This window comes from Verrucomicrobiota bacterium, from assembly GCA_019247695.1.
In the GTDB taxonomy this organism is placed as follows: domain Bacteria; phylum Verrucomicrobiota; class Verrucomicrobiia; order Chthoniobacterales; family JAFAMB01; genus JAFBAP01.
The window spans coordinates 48847-68672 of sequence record JAFBAP010000116.1; the positions used below are offsets into that span (position 1 = coordinate 48847).

The following is a 19826-nucleotide window of genomic DNA, read 5'->3' on the forward strand; positions in this document are numbered from 1 at the left end:
GCGCTCGTGACATGCCCCGGTTTTAGCATTCAAATGGCGCAAGTGAAATGCCGCGATTGGCCTGAGTGGAAAAATGCCGCGGATGGAGGTTAGTCACTTGTGGCGTTCGTGGCATTTTTCGGCTTGTGGCATTTAACGTCTTCGCCCATTGAGGCAGCGGAACGGGCGCGGCGCCTCCGGATTCCGCACCCGACACCCGACACTCGGCACCCGACGCTCCACTTCTCCATTTGTGGCATTTTTCGGCTTGTGGCATTTGTGATATTCAATGCCTCCTCCGGTTCCACGACGGCGCCGCACCCACCGGCTATTTATTTTCGGCTGTGCAGCCGGCTGCCTCGGGCTCGTGCTCGCTTTCATCCTGGGGCTGACTTTGATCATCCTTGCCGCGCTGGACCTGCATCCGTTTGAGCCCAAGTTGCCGCGCGGGGCCGTACCCGTGCCCGGCGAGTTCGTGGGCACCTGGCAGGCGGTTGATGACCCTCGCAGCACGATCACGATTCGCCCCGACGGCAAAGGCGACTGCAGCATTTATCATGGCAGGGACGATTATCAACTGGCCGGCGCACGGGTTCGCTACGATGATGTTCACCGGTCTTTATCGCTCAAATATTCAATCCTGGGACCTTCCTGGCACGTGGACGAACCGCCGCACCCGGCCGGCGGAGGAACGGAAATGCGGCTGGATGGCCGTCTTTACCGCAAGGTTGGTCCGGCTACCCTGCCGTCGCCGGGCAAGGCTTGGATTTAGCCCTGCGATGAGCAGGCAGGTCGCTTCGGCTTTTGCATGATTTTCTTGCGGGCTAAAAAGCTTGTTGCGGCTGCGACTCCTTCTCAATTAGGCAAACCTAACCGGCGTCCCTCGACAGGCTGGTCATTGTACATAGAATGCCACACTGCTCGTGAGGGCAGCCCTTTCCAATATAATGCCTGGACGGCTAGTCCTGCCTGGACGGCTAGTCCTGCCTGGACGGCTAGCCCCGCCTGGACGGCTAGCGGCTTAGGCACGGCGTGGATAGGGGGGCGCACCGCTCCCGCCGGCGAACGTAAAGGCGTGCCGGGGGGAGCTTGTTAGAACTTAACTATGATCAAAGCTTTCAATGAGCTGAAGGAAAATGAAGTGTTGGCCCTGGCCGTCTCGCTTGAAGAGGAGGACGGGCGCATTTACGGGGAGTTTGCCGAACGGGTCAAGGACGCCTACCCCGCCACGGCGTCAATCCTGGTGTCGATGCACGAGGAGGAAGCCAAGCACCGGCGCGCGCTTATCGACCTTTACCAGCAAAAATTCGGCAACTTCATTCCTCTGATCCGGCGTCAGGATGTCCGTGGATTCGTTAAGCGCCGCCCGATCTGGCTTAACAAGGTGCTCGGATTGGCCCAGATCCGGAGCGCCGTGCAAACCATGGAATCCGAGACCCGCCGCTTTTACCTGCGGGCGGCGCAGAGGGCGGCCTCGCCGGACCTGCGCAAGCTGCTGGGGGATCTGGCCGACGACGAGAGGGGTCACGAGAAGCTGGCCGACAAAATGGCGCACGAGAAGGAGAAATCCGGCGAGTTCGGTTCCGAAGACGAAGCCAACCGTAAGCTTTTCGTCCTGCAGGTCGTCCAGCCCGGGTTGGCGGGGCTGATGGATGGTTCGGTCTCGACCCTGGCGCCGGTTTTTGCGGCGGCATTCGCCACCAAGAGTAGCTGGGATGCGTTCCTGGTGGGTATCGCCGCGTCGGTCGGTGCGGGCATCAGCATGGGGTTTGCCGAAGCCCTCTCGGATGACGGCGCGCTGAGCGGCCGAGGCAGACCGTTGCTCCGCGGCGGGGTTTGCGGTTTGATGACCACGGCGGGCGGCATCGGTCACACGATTCCGTTCCTGATCCCCAATTTTTATCTGGCGACCGGGATCGCGGTCGCGGTGGTGGCGATCGAACTGATCGTGATCGCGTACATCCGCAACCATTTCATGGATACGCCGCTGCTCTCGGCAATTTTCCAGGTTGTCCTCGGCGGTGTGCTGGTCTTTCTGGCAGGCATTCTGATAGGCTCGTTCTGAACCGCGGCCGGCCGCAGACCGGACTGCCCGCGGGTTTGCCCTTGCCCCAGCCGCACGTGTCAGAGCATGAACATCCTTGCGATCCTGCAAAGTCTCACCCCGAAACAACGCAACGCCGTGGTTGCGGCGTACCTGGGGTGGACGCTCGATGCCTTCGATTTTTTTATCCTGATTTTCGTTCTTAAAGACGTCATCAGAGAATTTCACAGCGACCTGAGCGCGGTCTCTTTCACGGTAAATCTTACCCTGGCGATGCGACCGGTGGGGGCGCTGTTGTTCGGCCTGGTTGCTGATCGCATCGGCCGCCGGCCTACCCTGATGGCGGACATTCTGTTTTACTCCGCGGTGGAGTTCGCCTGCGGGTTTGCACCTTCGCTGGCTGTCCTGCTCGTCCTGCGGGCACTTTACGGCGTCGCCATGGGCGGTGAATGGGGCGTAGGCGCCTCCTTGACGATGGAAACCATCCCGGCACCGGCGCGCGGGATCGTTTCGGGAATTCTGCAGGCCGGGTATCCGTCGGGTTATTTGCTGGCCTCACTGGTCAACTGGACCTTGTACGAACACATCGGCTGGCGCGGGATGTTCATGATCGGCGCGCTGCCGGCCCTGCTGGTGCTGTACGTTCGCCGGCAGGTGGAGGAATCTCCGATCTGGCTCGAACGCGAGCATGAGCACGAGCATGAAGGCGGTGCGTTCAGGTGGAACCTCATCGCGCGGCAGTGGAAGCTGTTCTTGTACGTCATCGTCCTGATGACCACGTTCAACTTCTTCAGCCACGGCACCCAGGATTTGTATCCGTTGTTTCTGCAGAGGCAGCATAACCTCAATCCCGCCACGGTTTCGATGATCGCGGTGATTTACAATGTCGGGGCCATCCTGGGCGGCCTGACCGGCGGCAGTTTGTCGGAAGGGATCGGCCGCAAACGGGCGATCATTTCGGCTGCTCTGCTGGTGTTGCCGGCCATTCCGCTGTGGGCCTTTGCGCGATCGCCGGCAGGCTTGGCGGCCGGGGCGTTCATCGTCCAGTTTCTGGTCCAGAGCGCGTGGGGGGTGGTCCCGGTGCACCTCAACGAATTGTCACCGCGGGACGTACGGGGAACGTTCCCGGGCTTCACTTACCAGCTCGGGAACCTTTTTGCTTCCGGAAACCTTTACCTTCAAAGCCTGATCGTGGAACGCTCCGGGGGCAACTTCGGCCTGGCGCTCGCGTCGGTCGCCGCCATCGTCGCCGTGTCGCTGTCCATCGTAACCTTTTTCGGACCGGAAGCGCGCGGGATTGCCTTTGGCCGGGCAAATCGACCGGTCCGGGCGTAAAATACCTTGCTGTTTTCCGGCTATCGCCGGCCATCATGAAGGAAAGCAAAGGGCCGGAAAAAATCCGGGCGGGAAAACGGAGGCCCGCCCGCACAACGCTCTCGCCCGTTCGTCCGGACGCCACACCACGTGACGCCGAACGGCCGGCAACGGTCAGAGGTCGACTCCGAAACCGACAACGGCGATAAATTCAAAAAAGTCTTCGTGGTCGGTGTACGTCAGGTCGCCCCCGGCACCGGCCTCAGCGACCCAGACATCTTTTGAGCAGGCGTTATTCTCCACCAGAAAGGCGTAATAATTCCCATTGCCATCCTCCGCAAACGGCACACCCGTTTCACGATTAAACTCCTCACGCCCGTCCCACATTGAAAATTGGCTTTCAGGATCGGGCGATAAGACGGTCACGGTACCGATCTCGCCGGCACCGAATTTTTTGAGAAAATAGCGGTATTCCTCGGGAAATCGGAACCCAGCCTTCTTTTCGAGTTTAGCAAGCATCTCCTCCTTAAGAGGATCCTCGCGCACCAAATAGTCTGAGCTGAGCTGCTCGGGGTCTTCCTCCCGGATCTCTTTGATCAGATCGTCGAACTCTTCCTGAGTCATAATAAACGTTGGGATAGATGGCACCTTTACGCGCCTCGGCAAGCGCGAACATCGAAAGGTTCAGACTTACGTTTCTTCTCCAACCATTTGGGGCACCGTGAAGACCCCGGTCGCCGGGAAAACCGGGGATGGCGACGCGTCCGGGGGTATTTTCAGGTGTCCGGAGGATGACCGCTTTTGTTCCATTTTGACCAGTTTTCGGGTCGAAGGAGCAATTTGGCTTTTTCTTGCCACCCTGTTCCCGTGTTTCCGGCCCGGCTTTCACGGAGTGCGTTGGGCAGGACTCGATTGGAGGGTCCTGGCACGTGAGGTGCTGTCGTGGAGCATGCGTTCATTCGGGGGGTCCGAATGTAGGCTTGCGTTAAAGCGTGGGAAACTAATGCGAACGCCGGAGGGGTCAGGGACGAGTCGGATTAAGTACGTTACGCGAGCATACGGCGAGGAAGTGGCCTTGGAGGGAGTGCCACTTCCTCGCTCTTTTTTCCCCGAGGGCGAAGGAAAACGCGGCCATGAAAAAGATCGAGGCGATCATCAAACCCTTTAAGTTGGAAGAAGTTAAGTCGGGGTTGGCTGAGCTGGGGATCCAAGGCATGACCGTCAGTGAGGTCCGAGGTTTCGGGCTTCGGGGAACCAACGCCCCCGTACAAACGTGGTCCGGAGCGAGCTGTTTTCTGCCGAAATTGAAACTTGAACTGATTGTAAGAAACGAATTGCTAGGGTCCGCCATTGCTGCAATAAAGCAGTGCGCGCGGACAGGCAGACAAGGGGACGGCAAAATTTTTGTGCAGGATCTCCTTGAAGTGATCCGGATCCGCACCGAGGAGCGCGGAGATCAGGCGATCTGAGAAGCCGTGCTTTTCCTGAAACTCGGCCAGACCGAACTTTAGAAGCAAAATGGAACATCTATGACCCCAGCGGAAGTTTCTCAGTTTATCAAAGATAAAGGTATCAGACTCATTGATTTCAAATTCGCGGATCTGCTTGGTACCTGGCAGCATTTCACCACGACGCTGACCGAGTACAATGAGGACATTTTCAACGATGGCCTCGGTTTTGATGGTTCCAGCATCCGTGGGTGGAGGGCCATTCACGCGAGTGACATGCTGGTCATCCCGGACCCCCAGACGGCCTGGATCGACATTTACAATACTGAGCCAACCCTCAGCTTTATCTGTACCATCAGGGACCCGATCACCCGCGAACCTTATGACCGCGACCCGCGAGGGGTAGCCGAAAAGGCTGAGGCGTACCTGAAGAGCACAGGGATTGCTGATACCGCGTTTTTCGGTCCCGAAGCGGAATTTTTTATCTTCGACGACGTCCGTTACGATTACACCGCAAACAGTTCGTTCCACTCGCTCGACAGTGTGGAAGGTATTTGGAACACTGCGCGCGAGGAGTTTCCCAACCTCGGCTACAAGATCCGGCATAAGGAAGGTTATTTCCCGGTGGGACCCGCCGACACGCTGCAGGATGTCCGCAACGAGATGTGCCTTGAGATGGAAAAGGCCGGGGTGCCGATCGAGCGGCAGCACCACGAGGTGGCAACGGCAGGTCAGGCGGAGATCGACATCCGTTTCGCGTCGCTCAAGCTCATGGGCGACCACATGATGTACTACAAATACATCACGAAGAACGTCGCGAAGAAATACAACAAGGTGGTCACCTTCATGCCGAAACCGCTCTTCGGCGACAACGGCTCCGGCATGCACACGCACATGTCGTTGTGGAAAGACGGCAAACCGCTGTTCGCAGGCGACCGGTATGCCGGCTTAAGTGAGATGGCGCTGTTCTACATCGGCGGCATCCTCAAGCATGCGCCTGCGCTGACGGCCATCACCAACCCGACCACCAACAGCTATAAGCGGCTGGTGCCGGGTTTTGAAGCGCCGGTGAACCTGGCCTACTCCGCCCGGAACCGTTCAGCTTCGATTCGTATCCCGACCTATTCGGCCAACCCGAAAGCGAAACGCATCGAGTTTCGCACCCCGGATCCGGCCGCGAACCCGTACGTCGCTTTCTCGGCACTTTTGCTGGCGGGGCTGGACGGCATTCAGAACCGGATTGATCCGGGCGATCCGCTCGACAAGAACCTGTACGAACTGCCGCCGGAGGAACTCGCCAAGGTGCCGAGCGTGCCCGATTCATTGCTGGGCGCGGTCGAAGCGCTCGAGGCAGACCATGAGTTCCTGCTCAAAGGCGACGTGTTCAACCGGGATTTTATCGACAACTGGATCGAAATGAAGACCAAGGAGTACGACGCGTTGCGCCTCCGGCCGCACCCGTACGAGTTCTTCATGTACTTTGATCTGTGATCACGGGTAACTCGTAGCGGGTAACTGGTAACTGTTAAAACTCAGACCGCATGAAGGCGCTCGGGAGTGACGTCCCGGGCGCCTTTTGCTTTACCGGTGGACCGGGTGACGATTCCTGCAGGGAGCCGGCAATTTCGCAGCGCGAGCCTGTCACCAGGGACGAGCTACGAGCTACCCGTTACGCGTTACCGGTTGTACGGCCATTTCCAATCCCGGACCTCCGGCAGGTGCCGGCGATGCTCAACGAGCTTGTCGCGCAACCTCTGGCAGAAGTGAGCCGACACCCGACACCCGGCACTTCTTCATCTGTGGCATTTTCCTACTTGCCGGAGGCGACCTGGCCATGGTTCAGCACCGCAACCAGCAAGATGCCGCCGCACATGTTGCCGAGCAGGGTCGGCAGCCAGAATCGGAACAGTAAAGAGCCGAAGTCTTCAGCCCCGGTGAAAAGGAGGTAGAACTTCTCGGTCGAGCCCGCGATGATGTGATCGAAGCGGCCAAGCCCGATCAGATAGGTCAGGAGAATAATGACGAGCACCCGCGCGGTCTCGGCAAAGGGCAGAAGCCAGACCATCAAGGCGATCAGCCATCCGGCGAAGGCAGCACGGGCAAACGTGATCGGGATGGGCCCGGCAAAGACGTGTTCGCCCAGCGTTTTCAACGTTTGGCGCACGGGTTCGTCGAGCACCGGTACCTTGGCCAGGACCAAGGCGAGCAGGCAGACGCCGATCATATTGGCGATCAGGACGACGACCCATAACTTGCAGACCTGAACCAGCCGTTTCCAGGTAAACTGGTCCAGGAGCGGCAGAACCGGGGTGAGCGTGTTTTCCGTAAACAATTGTTGCCGGCCCAGAATGACGATCAGAAAGCCGAAGCTGTAACCGAATTTGGTAATGAGGTTGCGCCAGGGTGCATCGGGCAGCGCGGCAGTCAGCAAGGCTTCCGCGATGAAGGAAAATCCCATCGATAAACCTGCCGCGAGCCCGGAGAAGGCCAGCGCTGAATTGGGACGTGCGAGCTCGTCTTCGCCCTGACGGACGATGGTGGCGTAGACCACGCCGGCATTAGGCGCGATTCGTTCTTCGATCTCGGCGGCCTCGCGCTTGTCCTCCTCGCGCCCGGTCTGGGGCGGTTGATCAGTCTGGCTCGTAGTCATAACACCTGGTGAATCGGTTGGAGTTCGTTCGGTTCAACCGGTCCGCCCGGTTGCGCGAAACCGGCAGGTGCCACCGGCGGAGAGTCCTGAAAGTTCGCGGCGGAATAACCCGGACCGATTAATAGGGATCGTTCAACCGCTGATCCATGGCATCTTTAGCCCCTGTGAGGGATGGCCTTCCAGCAGGGTACACCGGCAAGGTCTGCGTAGGAACCAGCGGCTGGATCTACAAGGATTGGGCGAAATCGTTTTACCCGCCGGGGTTTCCGGTCAAAAATCGGTTCTCCTTTTACGCGGGCCGATTCCCGACGGTGGAGATCAACGCGTCATTTTACCGGCTGCCGACGGAGGCGGCATTCGTTCATTGGCGAGAACAGGCGCCCCCCGGTTTTGTGTATAGCGTCAAGGCCAGCCGGGCAGTCACGCATTACAAACGCCTGCTGCCCGGCGCCAAATCGTTCGACCTGTTGATGGAGCGTAGCCGGCAGCTAAACGGGCGGCTCGGCCCGATTCTCTGGCAGCTGCCCGGCTCGATGCGGAAGGACCTGAACCGGCTGCAGAATTTTCTGCAAACGCTGCCGCGCGATTTACCGCACGCAATGGAGTTTCGCGATCCGTCGTGGCTGGATGCCGATACGTTTGCGCTCTTGCGGGAGGCCGGGGTTGCGCAGGTGTCCGTCAGTTCGTTGCGAATGCCCGCCTGCCATGAGTTGACGGCGGGGTTCGCCTATGTCCGGTTCCACGGCCTCGAAGGCGGCGCCGCTCACGATTATACGGAGGAAGAACTCCAGCCGTGGGCTGAGTTTCTCCGCGACTGCGCGCGCCGGGGCCTTACCGGGTTTGCTTATTTCAACAACGACGTGAACACCCGCGCGCCTCAGAACGCGCTGCTGTTGATGAAAATGCTTGGCGAATGGTCAATGCCTCCGGCGTGCAGCCGTACTGATTAAAAGGAAATTAAGGGCCCTGGCAAAATGCCGTTATTAATTTGCCATGACCAAGCCCGACCCGAATACCTATTGGGTGTTACCCGGCAAACTGCTGGCCGGTGAATACCCGGGTCACCCTTCCCGGGCACAGGCCAGGCTCAAATTGCGCGCTTTCCTGAATGCCGGGATCCGGCATTTTGTGGATCTGACCGAAACGGACGAGGCGCTGGAAAGTTACCAACCGCTTTTAATGGCTGAAGCGCAAAACCTGCGCGTGGCGGTGACGTACGTACGGATCCCGATTCGGGAGTACAGCGTGCCGCAACGGCCTGACGTCATGCGCCGGATCCTGGACACGATTAACGCCAGCGTGAAACGAGAAGGGATCACTTACGTGCATTGCTGGGGTGGCATGGGACGAACGGGCTTGGTCGTGGCCTGTTGGCTCCAGGAACACGGGCGAACTGCGGATGAGGCGCTCGCGGAACTGGCGCGTCTCTGCGAAACAAGCCAGAAAAGCAGCTGTCGCCCGCGATCCCCGGAAACTCCGGCCCAGGTGGTCTGGGTGCGGCAATGGCATCGCCACCGGCACACGGCGGGTTGGGCGGGCACAACGTAAGAGTTCCCACGGGCACACGGCGGGCACAGCGGGTTGGGCGGGCACCACGACTGAGTTCACACGGCGAACACGGCGAGCCACGGCGACCACGGCGGGAAGAGGGGGGAAAGAGTTTGGAGTTCGGAGTTCGGGGTTCGGAGCTCGGAGACGTGGTACAGCCGGATTCGATTTCCCCCGAGGGTCACGTTCACACGGTGCGAAGACCGAATCATCCGCAGAACACGCAGAGAACGCAGAAAAGAGAAAACATCCACGGATTACACAGATTGACACAGATTAAGGGGACCTGGCGGCAACTGGTTGACACTCGCACCCGCTCCCCATGCTGCCGCTCCGACCTCCGACCTCGTTCCCCTTCTTTCCGCTGTGGTCGCCGTGGCCCTCCGTGTTCGCCGTGTGAACTCTTACGTCGTGCCCGCCAAACCCGCTGTGCCCGCCGTGTGACCGAACCCCGAACTCCGACCTTTACTCGACACCCGACACCCGTCTTCATTTGTGGCCTTTTTCCGCTTGCGGCATTTGTGGCATTTCCTCCGTCAGCCGCTGATATTTCCGGAGCACCTCGCGCAGGCGGTCGTGGGGGATCGCGTAAAAAGTGTTGTCGTTGACGCCTTGCATGGTCTGGGCGGCCACGAGCGAGTTAACGATTGCCTCTTCTGTTGCCTGGACGGTGGCGGCGAAAAGCGGGTCGATGCGTTCGTTTGGCAGCGCAGACCACTGGTGGTACCCGTCAACCAGTTTCGGTACGACGGTTGAAAATGCGATGAACAGGTCGCCCGAGGAATTGGTACTGATACCGCCGGTGCGGGCGACGCCCAGCGTGGCTCGCTTCGCCAGCCGTTTCAACTGGTCCGGCAACAAAGGCGCATCCGTGGCCACCACGATGAGGATGGACCCTTCCGGCTCGAAGGCCTTGTGAAATACGGGCTGAAAGTCCGTAATTTCCCGGCCGACCGGCACGCCGGCAATCGCGAGCTGTGCGCGCCGGCCGAAATTGGCTTGAACCAGGACACCGACGCAGAAACCGCCATCGGCTCCCGCCAGCCGGCGCGAAGCGGTACCGGTGCCCGCTTTGAAATCGAAAGCCCGGTTGCCGGTGCCACCGCCGGCGTTGCCCTCGTCCACCGGCCCGCCGGTTGCATCGTTTAGCGCACGGAACACATGCTCCTTTTTGACGTGGAAACCGTTTATGTCGTTGAGAGCGCCATCCCACGTTTCCGCAACCACCGGCAGGCTGAAATGGCCGGTTCCGGGAAACCTTGTCACCCCCCACTCCACGACGGCATCGCGCACGGTACCCACGCTGTGCGTGTTGGTAAGCAGGACGGGTCCTTCAAGGAAACCGGACTCCTCCACCCACTCTGCACCCGTCATTTCACCGTTGCCATTAAAGGAAAAGACCGCCGCCGGCACCGGTGTGTCGCTGCCGTTCTTACCCAACGGCAGGATCGCGGTGACGCCCGTTCGGACGGGCCCTTTACCCTCGACCAGTCTGCCCTGGCCCTCGATCACCGTGACTTCGCCGACTTCAACCCCGCGCACGTCGGTGATCGCGTTGAGCGGGCCCGGGTCGCCCTCAAACGCAATTCCCAGATCGCGCGCCCGCGGGGCAACGACGGTGGCGTCGGTTTTGGCCACCACAACGATCGGGCAACTGAGCAGCAACCGCAGCAGCAGCACCAAAACCGCAACGGCCGTCCTGAAAAGGCGGGCGGGACGACGGCGCTTACTCACGGTGCGGCCAAACATAATCGGTCCCCAACAAAAGAACAGAAGGTAGTGACGCCAACGTGCGTCTTAAATTTGCTGTATTGCAACAAAACAAGGCTTGCCACCCCTCAGCCGGCTTGCCTAGCCTTTGCGCATGGCACGCCAGTCTACACAGACGTCTCGGGCCGCCTACTACGAGCTGAAAATCCCGGAAGCAGCGTTGCAGGGGGCGGATAATGTGCGTTGCGTTCTTGTCGTCAACGCCCGTAAGGGCATGAACGATGCCTACCGGCATCACTTGGCGGCAGGGCTGGCGGAGCTGGTCTTATTCCGGGAGCCGGAAGAAGAGGAATTATCCATTCTTAATCGAGCCGCGTTCAGACGCCTGGGCCCGTTTGTCACCAATACCCTCACCCCGGACGGCGCCATTTTGTACTTTGCAACGTAGGCCGGTGCGCGCGCATCGTTGCGCCGGGGCCCTCCGGTTCAGCCGTTCCGGCGTCCACCAGCTCAGCTCAATTCGAGAGGGCACTTGCCGATCTCAGAGCATCAGGACCTGAAAATCAAACCTTGCTCCCCATGAACAATGCCGGTTACGTGTTCGGACTCTACCGCATCTGCGGACAAACGATCTATGTCTACAAGGCCCCCGTGCCCCATCTGCAGGGCGTGTTCTGGTGCTTCAAATTAGCCGACCGCGACCCGGTGGAAGGTTTTCGGACTCGCAAGGCCGCGATCGCTTACGCGCAGCGAAGCTTGACCTCTTAAGCCGGCAAGCGCATCGCCTAAGCCTCATCATTCGGGTTCTCAGGCGCACCGGGGGCATTCGGTCCGCCGCGACGCTCAACGGGAGTCGCCGGGCTCGACGGCACCACCATGGTGGCCGGCCGGCGTCCGACAATCTGCAGGGAGATGATGTAAAGACTTCCGTTGGCTCCCGGTTCACGAATCCAGACCGCCTTGATGACGCCTTCCGCCTGGGATCCGTAGACGGCGTACGTGTAGAGGCCCTCGGTACAGCCACGGTGCTTCGGATCCGGAAATGCGCAGCTCTCGCCGGGCTGGAAGCGTTCCTCGCGAAGGTGGCCGAAATTCTTAATCATGAACGGATTCTGCTCCAGGCTGATCCCGCAAATTTCAGGCGTGTCGCCTTGCACGCTAGCCTGCCCCAGATCGCTCCGGCTGTGAGCCGCAATGGCTGCCAGCATGGTGGTACCGGCGATCACGGCCAATGCCACCGGTTTTGAGATCTGACGGTGTAAAAGAGAGGAAAAAGACACAGTAACCCTTTGGCAAATTTCCCCAAACCTAAGGGTTGCGCGGGCCGCGGGCGAGCCGGGGACCAACGCCGGATTGTGATCAGTTTCTACTGTTTACAATAAATGCAAACAGACTAAAAAAACCTGGTTTAAATTCGCCGCGCGAATCGCTGCCCTTCACCATGCCCGTAAACTGCGCATCCGGTCGATGTCCCCTGCCCGCTGCGTGCGTCAGGAAAGCGACCGCCCGTCCGGTTCCGGATGTCGCGGGGGACTTCGAAAAGACATGAACCCTGCGCACAAGCATCGTGGCAGCCGCCCGGGAACGAAGTATGCTGCGAGAAACACGGCTTCATCTATGAGTTACGTCTACGAATCAGAGAACGGTCAACAGCTTGTCGTGGAGAATGACGGCGATTACACTCAGGTCAGCCTGAGCAGCGGCAGCGGGGGCCAACAGCAGAGCCAGGCAACCGGGTTCGAGACCGGAAAATGGTCGAAGCCCCCAGCGCTTTACCGCCTCAACCGGGACTGGGTCCTGCGTCTGGAGACTGAGGACGGGCCCCAGTTCGTTCGCATGCAGGGCAGTGAAATCCGCCGGCTGCAAAGCGAACCGGACCTTGAAGCGGCCGAGAAGCTTCCCTTTGACCGATCCGACCGTCCACCCCGGCTGCGGCTGATGGAACCCCTGCGGCCCATGGAACCGATGGAACCGATGAAGCCGATGGAACCCATGGGGCCTATGCGGTCCATGGAGCTGCGGATGGGCAACATGCGTATGAGCATGGGCGGACCCGAGCCGCGGACCGAGACTGAGGTCACGCAACGTTTCTGTACCCAGTGCGGCGCACCTGTAAGCAAGGGCGACCGTTTTTGCGGACAGTGCGGCCATCCGCTGGGTAAGCGGGACTGAGCGAGCCTGGGACCGGGCGGCAACGCAGCAGAGGCGCCGCGCTTAAGATTATGGATTCCAGGTCGATCTAGGCGTTAGCTTTATGCATACGCCTGTTCGACACCTTAGTGCCATCGCGTTCGACTTTCAGGACCTCTTCCGGGCAAGCGATGATACCGTCCTGCAGCGTTTCCGATTTACCCGGAAGGTCAACCCCGGCGTGGTACCCAAAGACTTTCAACCCGATGCTTGCCGGATCCTTCGTGACCTTGACGCCATCACCCTGCAGTTTTTCCGTCGGGAAGGCTCGGATGATCCCGGCACTGAGATTCTCCGGTTCAGCTTCAAACCGGCGGAGTGAGTTGACCTGCCAAGCGCCTGGGGCCGCGTTTGCGGCCCGGCCCGGCCGGTGTTTTCCCGAAAATGAGAATCGGCCTGGGAAAATGCGTACGCGGGCGACCCGTGATTGGACGTCCTTCGCCCGTTCCAGGGGGAACGAACCGGCGCGCCTGCAGTGGGAACAAAACGTGCTCTAGCATGCATGCCGACGATTTCGATTTGTTATTTATGAAGAATTTAGCAATTTACAGCGAAGAGGTCCGGTACGTCCGCACCGGAGTGCAGCCGCGAGCGCAGTTTTGATAATGGGACGCATTTCCGCTAAATTCGCCACCGGATTCACCGATCTGTCTGAGAAACCATTATGCAAACCGAAGAATTTGTCCTGATCGAGCTCAGCCGCGCTGACAGGCAGCGTCTGAAGCAAAAGGCGCTTCTCGATGGCGAGGACTGGTTGGTACAATGGGAGTTTCTGTCCCGGCTGGTTTATACAGCCATGTTGCTCGACCGGGGCGAGGTCGTGAGCCAGCCGTATGCGCGTTTCGTTGACTTCCTGGAAAACGGCCGGAAAGTTCACAACCTCAGTTACCGCGAGTCGGCCGTTTTGGCCTTTTACAGCTGGCTCGATTTGGATCTCACCCTGCAGGAAATCCGGGTTCGCATCTCCGAATTTCCGCTTTTTCTCGTTGGCGAAAGCGGAACCCGCTATGAGTTCTGACGCCGCGGCACACGGCCCGGTTTGGATCCGCGTCCGGGCCGTCATGGCGGCAGCGGGCCCGTTACGGCATACCTTGCCCTAGGCGCATACGATGACGCCGGGCCCGAGGGCGGCAAGCTGCCGCCTGCTTTTCATTGCCGTCCCGCTTCTGATTACACCCTTCCTGACCTGCGCGGCCGGGGTACCCCGAACGCTCCGGGCCAACCAGCGCCAATGACGCCGGCGGGAGCCCGGCCCTAAGCCGCACCGGGCCGGTTCGCTAGATTAACTCGCGACCCGAGCCGGAACCGAAGAGAAGCTGGGCTAAGCGGATCGCGACGGCGAGGCACACAAAGACAAGCCCCAGATCGACTTTAAACAAGGGACTCTCCAGGGAGTTCAACGCCTGCAACGCAAACGCGATGGCGTACAGGAGAGCCAGAATAAAGCCGATCCCGTAAAGGCATCTTAGTTCGCGTCGCATGGTGAAATTCTTGATTTTTATGTATACGGCGTTATAGCTGGCCTATTTAGAGCTTCTATGTACCCGTGAGCGGCCCGCGTTTTGGGTCGAGTCCGGCATCAAAGCGTATTTTACCGGATTCTCAAGCAGAATCATGCCTTCCAGGCGCCGTACGCACAAAAGATGGAGATAGGAGTTCGGAGTTTGGAGTTCGGAGTTCGGGGTTCGGAGTTCAGGGTAGGAATTCGGTACCGAAAAGGCTAACCGCCGCGCCGGCTCAACGTTCCTGGGTTTGTAAAAGCTATGCACTCTGTGAACCCTTCCTCCTCGGTTAGTCGCCGCAGGTTTCTGCGCCGGACATTTCTTGCGGCAACCGGGGTTCTCGCAGGCCTGCGAACGTGGAACGCGACCGCCGGCGACCTGAGCGCAGAACCGGCCCTGACGCCGGATTTTGACCATCTTCCCGTGACGATTCCAAGGGGTTTTCTAGGTCTTAGCTTTGAGACGCAGCGCATCGCCGATGACGACTATTTGGTACCGGAAAGTACGGACCTCGCCGAGCTCGTACGAGCGTTAGGCAAGACGGGGGTAATCCGTATCGGGGGTAACTCCAGTGACCGGCCATCCTCCACCGGCTTGAGCGCCATCGGATCCCGGCGGCTCGCCAGGTTTGCCGAATTTCTTCATGCGACCGGGTGGAACCTGATCTATGGACTTAACGCCGGCTCCGGCACCCCGAAAGAAGCAGCGGCGGAGGCGAAGCTGGTAGGAAGATTTTGCGGTGACCGTGTGCTTGCTTTTCAGTTCGGCAATGAGCCTGACCTGTTTCGAAACAACGGTCATCGTCCCGCCGGCTACGATGTGGGCCAATACCTGGGCGACTGGCACCGGTTCGCGAAAGCGGTCAAGGCCAAGGTCCCGGCCGCGCAGTTTGCGGGGCCGGACGTATGCTGTGACACAAGCTGGCTTGGCCATTTCGCCGGGGGCACCCGGCCGGACGTGCGATTCCTGACTCATCACTACTACGCGGAGGGTCCCGCGGGCAGTTCGAGCGTATCGCTCTCCCGACTGTTAAATTCCAGCCCCGACCTCCTGAATCGTATGCGCCTGGCGGAGGCGGAAGCTGCGCCCACGCGATTGCCACTGCGCATGACAGAAATAAATTCTGTTTTTGGAGGCGGACAGGCCGGTATCAGCGACTGTTTTGCGGCGGTTCTCTGGGCCACCAACGCCGTTTTCAGCATCGCGGCCGCCGGCTGGCTCGGGATCAATCTCCACAGTAATCAGACCGCGATCTATTCGCCGGTGGTACGCGGCGCTGACGGCCGGTTCCAAGCCCGGCCGGTGTACCACGCATTGCGGCTTTTCAACCGGTACGGTGGGCGGCGGATGGCCGCGCTTCCAGGTCCCTTACCGGCTGCCACGGCCCGGGCGTTTGCGGTGCGGGGCAAAACCGGGGAGCGGTCCATCGTGCTGATCAACCTTTCCGCGGACGCTCCCATGAGGGTCCGGCTGCCGCCCTTGGGAGGTGATCTCCTCGTGCATACCGTTGAAGCCGACCGCCTGACCGATTCAATTTTCCGGTTCAACGGCATCCCAGTATCCAGCGACCCGGCCACGTTAGGCTATCCCGGCGCTGCGCGTTCGATCAGCGGGCGAGAGCAGCGTTCCATCGAGGTGAATCCGGCCTCGATCCAGGTGCTTGAGATCGTTTGATCGGCTTCAGGTCAGCGTTGCCTGAGTCCGGAGGTCACGAAAGAAGGAACGAAGTTCCGCTTCGGTGAGGGCTTGAGCTTCGCAGTCTTTAACGCTGTGGATGATGCTGTGGCCCCGGGTCACCAGGTTTTCCGGCGTGTCCGGCAAACCGAGGTACCGGATGGCGAAAGGTTCGTCCTTACCGCTTAGATCCTTGAGATCGAAATCGACCGACTTCACGCAGAGGGAAATCAGCAAGTCCTCGACCAAAGGCGTGCGGAGCCAGATGCGGGGCCTGGCGAGAAGGCCGCGGGCCGCGAACGCCTCTATGCAGGGCCGGGAGAGGGCGTAGCCGCCGCCGTAACAGTGTTCGCCCACGCGAAAACCGTTGATGAACGCCTCCCGGATCGTGTCCCGGATCAGACGGTAACGTCCCCACAAAGCAATCTGGACGGCCGGACGGCCGAGCGGGGTACGCCGCCAGACGGTGAATTGCTTCGACAGTTTATCGAGCACCCGCCCCATTGGCTTGACCGCTTCCCGAGCCTGGTCTCCCAGTTCCGGGTTGCGCACCGTACCGATCATCCCGATCCGGGAGACGGCGGCAAACTGCCGGCTGATTTTCTCCGCGAAAGGGCGGATCACCAGCGCATCGGTGTCCAGCTTCAACGCAAAGGTGAAGGCGATCCGGCGGCGCAACAGTTCATTTAGTCCGGCCAGAACCGCCACGGCGCACCCGGCAGCCCAGCCGCACCCCTGACCGCGCCGGGGGTTCTTGATTTCGATGTACCGGTCGCGCAGGCATTTCGGCACGATGTTCGTGAAACGGGAAGTCCCCGGGCTGTCGTCAATGAGAACGAAATGGTAATTGCCGGGCTCGAAAGCTTCAAGCGAGTCGAACAAATCCTGAACGCGGTCGACTTCCCGGTCGCTCGGGCCCACGGCCGACACCACGGCAAAGCGTGAACCCGGTTCCTGCCGGGACGAGGGATTTGTCGTTGCTGCGGTCACGGGTCTGTAACGGTTTTTTTCCTCGCCCTTTTAAGCACGACGCGCGAAAGCAACGCCCCTATCGAGACGACGGCAGCAACCGCCAAAAGATGCTTTTACGACGTTCCCGGTGAGCCGTACGGATCGAATACAGATCAACGGGACCGAATTCCGGTTTTCCCCTGGTCGCTGACTCGAACAGGCCGGCCAGGTCGGCGTAAAATCCTGCGCTGCCGGGTCTGCTTTGCTGCGGGTGCGCTTTGATGTAGGCCTCCACTTCCCCCCGCCAGTGTTTCTCCCGCTCGTCCATACGGTAATGGGGACGCATCGGCCCGGCGCTATAGTGGCGAAGGTAATCTTGAAGTTCCGGGTCACGGTTGTTATTCCATTCGGCGGGAATTTTTTTCAGTCCCGGGTACGATTTCGTGTAATGGATGACGTTGCTGTTGTCGCCCCAGGCAACGTCCTCCGGCGGGACTTTCTTGCCGGCATTGGCCAGTATTTTCCGGAGGAGATTTTGGGCGGAGCCCGTATTTTTTATGAGCATGACCCCCGCATTCACGCGCCCGGAATGACCATTTGCCAGGAAGATGTCCTTGTTTTCTTCATCAAGGCATCGGAAATCGGGACAGCGCGCCGTCACCTCCACATCCGTGTCCATGTAAAACGCCCACTTTGCCCCGGTGGCCAGTGCAGCTAACAAGAGCGGTATCTTCAGCCAGGTGGATTCCATCAAAAGCGGCGTATAAGCGGGTTCCTCGATAAAGGTATACTTAAAGCCGAACCGTTCGGCATACCGCCGCTGTGACTCCACATTTCGCCTGAACAGGTGTTGATACCCGTTAAACCCCATCGAAAAAACGATCACTTCTGCGCTTTGCGCGTCCGGCCGTGCTGAAACCTCCATTGGCGCCAATGCTAATCGCTAAGTCGCAGAGGTCAAATGGACTGCATTTGCCATAACAGATGATTTGTGCCACTTCTTTGGCCGTCGTCTGACGTGACGGGGCCGCAGCCGGGGCATGTTGCGGACGGGACCCAGGTCCCGGGCTCAACCATTGGCCCATTGGCCGTGACCGCGAGGCGACAGAATTATGGGTAAACCGATCATCGAGGCGCATGGCTTAGGCAAACAATACCGCTTGGGTGTACTGGGGGCCCGAACGCTGCGGGAGGATGCCGAACGGCTGGTGCGCAGTCTTTTTGACCGCAAGGCACCCCGGGGCCCAAGTGCCGAGCGCAAAGGTTTTGCGTGGGCCCTTCGCGACGTCTCGTTCAACGTTGCCTCGGGCGAGACCGTCGGTTTTATCGGCGGCAACGGTGCGGGCAAATCGACCCTGTTAAAATTGCTGGCCCGCATCACCGAACCCAGCGCCGGTTCAGCCAAAATTCGCGGCAAAGTGGCTGCACTCCTGGAAGTGGGCTCGGGATTCCACAACGAATTGACGGGCCGCGAAAACATTTTTCTCAATGCCGCCATTCTGGGCATGTCGCGGGCAGCCACGCACGGGAAGCTTGATGAAATCATCGACTTTTCGGGCGTTGAGAAGTACATCGATACGCCCGTCAAACGTTACTCCAGCGGCATGCGCGTGCGCCTGGCGTTTGCGGTGGCCGCGTTTCTGGAACCCGACATCCTGATTGCCGACGAGGTACTGGCGGTTGGTGATGCCAACTTTCAAAAGAAGAGCCTGGGCAAGATGAGCGACGTGGCCCGGCAGGGTCGAACCGTGCTTTTCGTCAGCCATGATCTGGCGGCCGTGCAGAACCTTTGCCGCCGAGTCATCGTGCTGAAAAAGGGGTCGCTGTTGGCTGACGGCGCCGCAGCTGCTTCGATTCGCACCTACCTGGGTTCACTCGAGTCGGCGCGCGCCTTCCAGGTAGAGACTGGCGCGCGCCAGGCGGTTGCAGACCGGCCGCACCTGGTGGATTTCTCGGTCAACCAGGGCCCGGATACGGTCGAAGACCTGCTGCTGAGCGGGCGGCAGGCCGTGCTGTCGTTTGGGTTGCGGCGCATCGAGTCTGACGTGCACTGCTGCGTGGAGATCTACACGGAAACCGGCGTGCTGGTCACCCGCTTTGCCACCCGCGGCTACATCGAAGGCAACTTTACCGGCGACGTGACCCTGCGCTGCCGTACCGAGTCACTGCTGCTTAACCCTGGCCGCTACCGTTTGGCCTTTCAGATCTACCAACGCGACGTCCTGGTCGACTACCACGAGCGCCTCACTACATTTGAGGTCGGCCATGGCAGCATTGGTGCCCACCGGCTCTGGAGCCACGAGACCAACGGGCTCTTTTTTCTCCCGCACGATTGGACGGCCGAACCGCTGGAATCCGACGGGGTGTTGGCGCAGGCCGCCCCGGCTGCAGCGTGGGCGGCTGCCCCCGAAGCCCGTTTGGAGGGGCAGTAACGGCATTGGAGGTCGCGGTACCGCCGGCCTGGTCATTCCGCGTGGCTGTCCCCGTTCGACACCGGTTTTCAAGTTTGTTGAGCTGTCTTTGCCCCGGAGGGGCAGCCGGAGAGTAGGTCGGTACTTCAGTGCCGGTCTTAGGCCCAACGGGCCGGCAGACCTTAGCCCGGGATTTACCCCTGAGCTTTACCCGCATTTTTTGAGAGCAGCGCGGGGACAGCCGTGACCGTCTTTCGACCCGAAGGGCCAAGAGAACATAGCCCAGCGTTTACCCCTCGACCTGACCCGCAATTCTGCCACCGTCAAGCAAGACCCGGCACGCGCCACGCATCCGCGCGTCTCTCTATACCATTCCGCCGGCAATGGAGCTAAAATCTTGTCTTC

The 19826-nt window shown here is 59.9% G+C and carries 21 protein-coding genes; 14 read left to right on the top strand and 7 right to left on the bottom strand.

Features of this window, described 5'->3' with window-relative positions; all coding sequences use genetic code 11:
• The first annotated feature begins 268 nt into the window (after positions 1-268).
• The 3 genes from JO015_13880 (at position 269) to JO015_13890 (ending at position 3358) form a co-directional block, all read left to right on the top strand.
• Positions 269-751: a hypothetical protein gene (locus JO015_13880; GenBank protein MBW0000186.1), complete on the top strand. Its 483-nt coding sequence runs from the start codon at positions 269-271 to the stop codon at positions 749-751.
• Positions 752-1084: 333 nt separating this feature from the next.
• Positions 1085-2044: a rubrerythrin gene (locus JO015_13885; GenBank protein ID MBW0000187.1), complete on the top strand. Its 960-nt coding sequence runs from the start codon at positions 1085-1087 to the stop codon at positions 2042-2044.
• Between the two features lie 66 nt (positions 2045-2110).
• Positions 2111-3358, top strand: coding sequence for an MFS transporter (locus JO015_13890; protein ID MBW0000188.1), 1248 nt, complete (start codon positions 2111-2113; stop codon positions 3356-3358).
• A 153-nt stretch (positions 3359-3511) separates the two neighbouring features.
• On the opposite strand, the gene JO015_13895 is transcribed toward JO015_13890, so the two are convergent.
• Entirely contained in the window at positions 3512-3961 is a 450-nt protein-coding gene (locus tag JO015_13895) for an SMI1/KNR4 family protein (protein ID MBW0000189.1), read from the bottom strand.
• Positions 3962-4470: 509 nt separating this feature from the next.
• Between JO015_13895 and JO015_13900 the strand changes: the two genes are divergently transcribed.
• Both JO015_13900 and glnA read left to right on the top strand, forming a co-directional pair.
• Positions 4471-4806, top strand: a complete 336-nt coding sequence (locus tag JO015_13900) for a P-II family nitrogen regulator (GenBank protein MBW0000190.1) — start codon at positions 4471-4473, stop codon at positions 4804-4806.
• 60 nt (positions 4807-4866) lie between these two features.
• Positions 4867-6276 (top strand): type I glutamate--ammonia ligase, encoded by a 1410-nt coding sequence (gene glnA, locus JO015_13905; GenBank protein ID MBW0000191.1) that lies wholly within the window; start codon positions 4867-4869, stop codon positions 6274-6276.
• Between the two features lie 319 nt (positions 6277-6595).
• On the opposite strand, the gene JO015_13910 is transcribed toward glnA, so the two are convergent.
• A complete protein-coding gene (locus JO015_13910) occupies positions 6596-7435 on the bottom strand; it encodes a formate/nitrite transporter family protein (protein ID MBW0000192.1) in 840 nt (279 codons plus the stop codon).
• 164 nt (positions 7436-7599) lie between these two features.
• Here JO015_13910 and JO015_13915 point away from each other — a divergent pair, with 164 nt between their 5' ends.
• A complete protein-coding gene (locus JO015_13915) occupies positions 7600-8385 on the top strand; it encodes a DUF72 domain-containing protein (protein ID MBW0000193.1) in 786 nt (261 codons plus the stop codon).
• Positions 8386-8428: 43 nt separating this feature from the next.
• Positions 8429-8983, top strand: coding sequence for a dual specificity protein phosphatase family protein (locus tag JO015_13920; GenBank protein ID MBW0000194.1), 555 nt, complete (start codon positions 8429-8431; stop codon positions 8981-8983).
• A 489-nt stretch (positions 8984-9472) separates the two neighbouring features.
• Here the strand turns inward: JO015_13920 and JO015_13925 are convergent, their stop codons facing one another.
• Positions 9473-10732, bottom strand: coding sequence for a P1 family peptidase (locus JO015_13925; protein MBW0000195.1), 1260 nt, complete (start codon positions 10730-10732; stop codon positions 9473-9475).
• 115 nt (positions 10733-10847) lie between these two features.
• Between JO015_13925 and JO015_13930 the strand changes: the two genes are divergently transcribed.
• Together JO015_13930 and JO015_13935 are read left to right on the top strand one after the other, a co-directional pair.
• Positions 10848-11141: a hypothetical protein gene (locus tag JO015_13930; GenBank protein ID MBW0000196.1), complete on the top strand. Its 294-nt coding sequence runs from the start codon at positions 10848-10850 to the stop codon at positions 11139-11141.
• Positions 11142-11272: 131 nt separating this feature from the next.
• Positions 11273-11461, top strand: coding sequence for a hypothetical protein (locus JO015_13935; GenBank protein ID MBW0000197.1), 189 nt, complete (start codon positions 11273-11275; stop codon positions 11459-11461).
• Positions 11462-11478: 17 nt separating this feature from the next.
• On the opposite strand, the gene JO015_13940 is transcribed toward JO015_13935, so the two are convergent.
• Entirely contained in the window at positions 11479-11973 is a 495-nt protein-coding gene (locus JO015_13940; protein MBW0000198.1) for a hypothetical protein, read from the bottom strand.
• Positions 11974-12310: 337 nt separating this feature from the next.
• Here JO015_13940 and JO015_13945 point away from each other — a divergent pair, with 337 nt between their 5' ends.
• The 3 genes from JO015_13945 (at position 12311) to JO015_13955 (ending at position 13901) form a co-directional block, all read left to right on the top strand.
• Entirely contained in the window at positions 12311-12865 is a 555-nt protein-coding gene (locus tag JO015_13945; protein MBW0000199.1) for a zinc-ribbon domain-containing protein, read from the top strand.
• 82 nt (positions 12866-12947) lie between these two features.
• Positions 12948-13205: a hypothetical protein gene (locus tag JO015_13950; protein MBW0000200.1), complete on the top strand. Its 258-nt coding sequence runs from the start codon at positions 12948-12950 to the stop codon at positions 13203-13205.
• A gap of 342 nt (positions 13206-13547) precedes the next feature.
• Complete coding sequence (locus JO015_13955; protein MBW0000201.1) at positions 13548-13901, top strand: hypothetical protein; 354 nt, start codon at positions 13548-13550, stop codon at positions 13899-13901.
• Between the two features lie 259 nt (positions 13902-14160).
• Here JO015_13955 and JO015_13960 read toward each other — a convergent pair whose 3' ends face one another.
• Positions 14161-14364 (bottom strand): hypothetical protein, encoded by a 204-nt coding sequence (locus JO015_13960; protein MBW0000202.1) that lies wholly within the window; start codon positions 14362-14364, stop codon positions 14161-14163.
• Between the two features lie 291 nt (positions 14365-14655).
• Between JO015_13960 and JO015_13965 the strand changes: the two genes are divergently transcribed.
• The gene (locus JO015_13965; GenBank protein MBW0000203.1) at positions 14656-16059 is read left to right on the top strand and encodes a hypothetical protein; all 1404 of its coding nucleotides are present in this window, start codon (positions 14656-14658) and stop codon (positions 16057-16059) included.
• 6 nt (positions 16060-16065) lie between these two features.
• Here the strand turns inward: JO015_13965 and JO015_13970 are convergent, their stop codons facing one another.
• Positions 16066-17049, bottom strand: a complete 984-nt coding sequence (locus tag JO015_13970) for a hypothetical protein (protein ID MBW0000204.1) — start codon at positions 17047-17049, stop codon at positions 16066-16068.
• Between the two features lie 58 nt (positions 17050-17107).
• On the bottom strand, positions 17108-17935 hold the full coding sequence (locus tag JO015_13975) for a hypothetical protein (protein MBW0000205.1): 828 nt from the start codon (positions 17933-17935) through the stop codon (positions 17108-17110).
• Between the two features lie 187 nt (positions 17936-18122).
• Between JO015_13975 and JO015_13980 the strand changes: the two genes are divergently transcribed.
• On the top strand, positions 18123-19442 hold the full coding sequence (locus JO015_13980; protein MBW0000206.1) for an ATP-binding cassette domain-containing protein: 1320 nt from the start codon (positions 18123-18125) through the stop codon (positions 19440-19442).
• Positions 19443-19826: the final 384 nt, after the last annotated feature.

Coding starts and splice junctions, on each gene's coding strand:
- JO015_13880 (MBW0000186.1), top strand. CDS start 269: ATGCCTCCTCCGGTTCCACGACGGCGCCGCACCCACCGGCTATTTATT.
- JO015_13885 (MBW0000187.1), top strand. CDS start 1,085: ATGATCAAAGCTTTCAATGAGCTGAAGGAAAATGAAGTGTTGGCCCTG.
- JO015_13890 (MBW0000188.1), top strand. CDS start 2,111: ATGAACATCCTTGCGATCCTGCAAAGTCTCACCCCGAAACAACGCAAC.
- JO015_13895 (MBW0000189.1), bottom strand. CDS start 3,961: ATGACTCAGGAAGAGTTCGACGATCTGATCAAAGAGATCCGGGAGGAA.
- JO015_13900 (MBW0000190.1), top strand. CDS start 4,471: ATGAAAAAGATCGAGGCGATCATCAAACCCTTTAAGTTGGAAGAAGTT.
- glnA (MBW0000191.1), top strand. CDS start 4,867: ATGACCCCAGCGGAAGTTTCTCAGTTTATCAAAGATAAAGGTATCAGA.
- JO015_13910 (MBW0000192.1), bottom strand. CDS start 7,435: ATGACTACGAGCCAGACTGATCAACCGCCCCAGACCGGGCGCGAGGAG.
- JO015_13920 (MBW0000194.1), top strand. CDS start 8,429: ATGACCAAGCCCGACCCGAATACCTATTGGGTGTTACCCGGCAAACTG.
- JO015_13925 (MBW0000195.1), bottom strand. CDS start 10,732: ATGTTTGGCCGCACCGTGAGTAAGCGCCGTCGTCCCGCCCGCCTTTTC.
- JO015_13930 (MBW0000196.1), top strand. CDS start 10,848: ATGGCACGCCAGTCTACACAGACGTCTCGGGCCGCCTACTACGAGCTG.
- JO015_13935 (MBW0000197.1), top strand. CDS start 11,273: ATGAACAATGCCGGTTACGTGTTCGGACTCTACCGCATCTGCGGACAA.
- JO015_13945 (MBW0000199.1), top strand. CDS start 12,311: ATGAGTTACGTCTACGAATCAGAGAACGGTCAACAGCTTGTCGTGGAG.
- JO015_13950 (MBW0000200.1), top strand. CDS start 12,948: ATGCATACGCCTGTTCGACACCTTAGTGCCATCGCGTTCGACTTTCAG.
- JO015_13955 (MBW0000201.1), top strand. CDS start 13,548: ATGCAAACCGAAGAATTTGTCCTGATCGAGCTCAGCCGCGCTGACAGG.
- JO015_13960 (MBW0000202.1), bottom strand. CDS start 14,364: ATGCGACGCGAACTAAGATGCCTTTACGGGATCGGCTTTATTCTGGCT.
- JO015_13975 (MBW0000205.1), bottom strand. CDS start 17,935: ATGGAGGTTTCAGCACGGCCGGACGCGCAAAGCGCAGAAGTGATCGTT.
- JO015_13980 (MBW0000206.1), top strand. CDS start 18,123: ATGGGTAAACCGATCATCGAGGCGCATGGCTTAGGCAAACAATACCGC.